The organism is Sulfurihydrogenibium yellowstonense SS-5 (assembly GCF_000173615.1).
GTDB lineage: Bacteria > Aquificota > Aquificia > Aquificales > Hydrogenothermaceae > Sulfurihydrogenibium > Sulfurihydrogenibium yellowstonense.
The window spans coordinates 1-2,228 of record NZ_ABZS01000218.1 but is presented as its reverse complement, the minus strand read 5'-3'; the positions used below and the strand labels follow the sequence as shown (position 1 = coordinate 2,228).

Annotated in this window: 2 protein-coding genes and 1 pseudogene; 2 read left to right on the top strand and 1 reads right to left on the bottom strand. The window is 33.8% G+C overall.

The window, feature by feature from the left end; genetic code table 11:
- Window positions 1-133: pseudogene (locus SULYE_RS08775) on the bottom strand (IS110 family transposase); the annotation flags it as partial.
- A 590-nt stretch (window positions 134-723) separates the two neighbouring features.
- On the opposite strand from SULYE_RS08775, the gene dnaJ reads away from it, so the two are divergent.
- Together dnaJ and SULYE_RS07730 are read left to right on the top strand one after the other, a co-directional pair.
- Window positions 724-1,863: a molecular chaperone DnaJ gene (gene dnaJ / locus SULYE_RS07735; RefSeq protein WP_007548206.1), complete on the top strand. Its 1,140-nt coding sequence runs from the start codon at window positions 724-726 to the stop codon at window positions 1,861-1,863.
- Window positions 1,864-1,885: 22 nt separating this feature from the next.
- The coding region (locus SULYE_RS07730; RefSeq protein WP_007548205.1) for a heat shock protein transcriptional repressor HspR at window positions 1,886-2,228 on the top strand (343 nt) is incomplete at its 3' end.

Sequence of the window (2,228 nt, the reverse complement as noted above, 5' to 3'; positions counted from 1 at the left end):
GCTTTATTTTCTTTTCAAACTCAACTGGGTCTGATTTAACTTCAAAGCTTTCTCTCTTGTTATCATACAAAACTGTAGCAGTAAATGAATTTTTAGATACATCTACTCCAACGACAATTTTGTAGCTATTCATAAAAGCACCTCCTTTCATAAAATACTTGACATGAGAGAAACTTCCTGATAACCTATCATCGTAATCAATACAGGCTTAAAAGCCTAATGTTCTGATTCAGGTTTTAGGAAGTAAAGGAAGGACAGTCTAAAACATTCTGAGCGGTCTTAAAAGACCAATGACAAAGACTTGATCTGTCCTTCCTTTTTTCTCCCATGTCTGTAATTATTATAAAGCTTATTCTCTTAAAGTTTAAAAATTTTTGGTATATTTAATATACGATGACAAAGAACAATCTAATTCTGTCATTCTGCAGCCGGCGAAGAATCTCCTGATTTTCTTTTCAAATAAAAAAAATCAAAAAAGAAGATCCTTCGGACTAAAGTTCTCAGGATGACGGTCAAAGATTGAATTATAAGCATTAGAGGAAGGATAACCTTTTTTATTATTCTGCAGCCAGCAAAAACTTTATCCTTTTATTTTTCAATTATTCAACGTAATCCATCAACCTCTCACTTTTCACTATTTAATATTTCAAATATTAACCAACTTGACAATAACATACTAAACATTATATTATTATTTATCAATAATTTAAAAAGAGGTTACCCATGGAGCAAAAAAGAGATTATTATGAAATCTTAGGCGTAAGTAGAAATGCAACTCAAGATGAAATAAAGAAAGCTTATAGAAAGTTAGCAAGAAAATATCATCCGGATTTAAACCCAAACAATCCTGAAGCAGAAGAGAAATTTAAAGAAATAAATGAAGCATATCAAGTACTTTCAGACCCTGAGAAAAGAAAGATATACGACCAGTTTGGTCATGCAGGTTTAAGTGGAGGCGGGGTAAATTACGAAGATTTTGCAGGTTTTAGTGCAAGAGGTGGAATTAATTTAGAAGATATTTTCAGGGATTTAGATGATATTTTTGGATTCTTTGGCGGTGGCGGAAGAAGAGCTTCTTCACAAGGTAGAAGAAGAGCTTATCAGCAAAGAGAAGATGGAGCTGATATTTATCAAACTATAACAATATCCTTAGAAGATGCTTACAATGGTACAACCATAGAGCTTGAAGTGCCGCGTTATGTAATTTGTGAAGCATGCGGTGGAACTGGCGTTAAAGCTGGTTCAGATGTAAAAACCTGTCCAACCTGTGGCGGAACCGGAGAAATATATCAAAGTCTTGGTGGATTTATGAGAATATCTCAAACCTGTCCAACTTGTGGCGGAGCAGGAGTATTGCAAGAGCCTTGTCCGGTATGTAATGGAAGAGGACTTATTATTAAAAAAGAAAAAGTTAAGGTTAGAGTTCCACCGGGAGTAGATAATGGTAGTAAATTAAGAATACCGGGAAAAGGACACAGTGGAAGATTTGGCGGAATTCCTGGGGATTTATGGGTAGTAGTTAATGTTAAGCCACATCCTCTTTTTGAAAGAAGAGGAGATAATCTTTATCTGAATGTTAATTTAGCCGTTGCTGAAGCAATAGTGGGTACAGAGATAGAAATACCGCTAATCAATGGTAAAACAGAAAAGGTTAAATTACCTTCCGGAATACAGCCTGGAGATACATTTAGAATACAAGGAAAAGGCATGCCAAGACTTAAACAATCAGGTTATGGTGACCTGATTTTACAGTTCAATGTTATCATTCCAAAGATAGAAGAATTATCAAAAGATGGTCAAAAATGTATAGATTTTTTAAAAAAAGACCAAAAAATAAACCAACGTTTTTATCAAAAATTATAAGTTTTATTAAGAGGTGGAAGCCATGAAGACAAGAAAAGAAGAGCCGTTGTTTATGATAGGAACAGTAGCAAAGATGTATAATATACATCCGCAAACGCTAAGATTGTACGAAAGGGAAGGTTTACTTGTACCGTCAAGAACAAAAGGAAAAACAAGAATGTATTCAGAAAAAGATTTAGAAAGATTGGAGTTTATTCTATTTTTAACTAGAGAGCTTGGAGTTAACCTTGCCGGCGTAGATGCGATTTTACAGATGAAAAACCAAATAGAAGAGGTTCAAAAACAAATAGATTTTTTAATCAATTACTTAAAAGAAGAGATAAAAACAAGATACAGGTCAGATGTAGAACAAAATGAAGCATTGG

Coding starts and splice junctions, on each gene's coding strand:
- dnaJ (WP_007548206.1), top strand. CDS start 724: ATGGAGCAAAAAAGAGATTATTATGAAATCTTAGGCGTAAGTAGAAAT.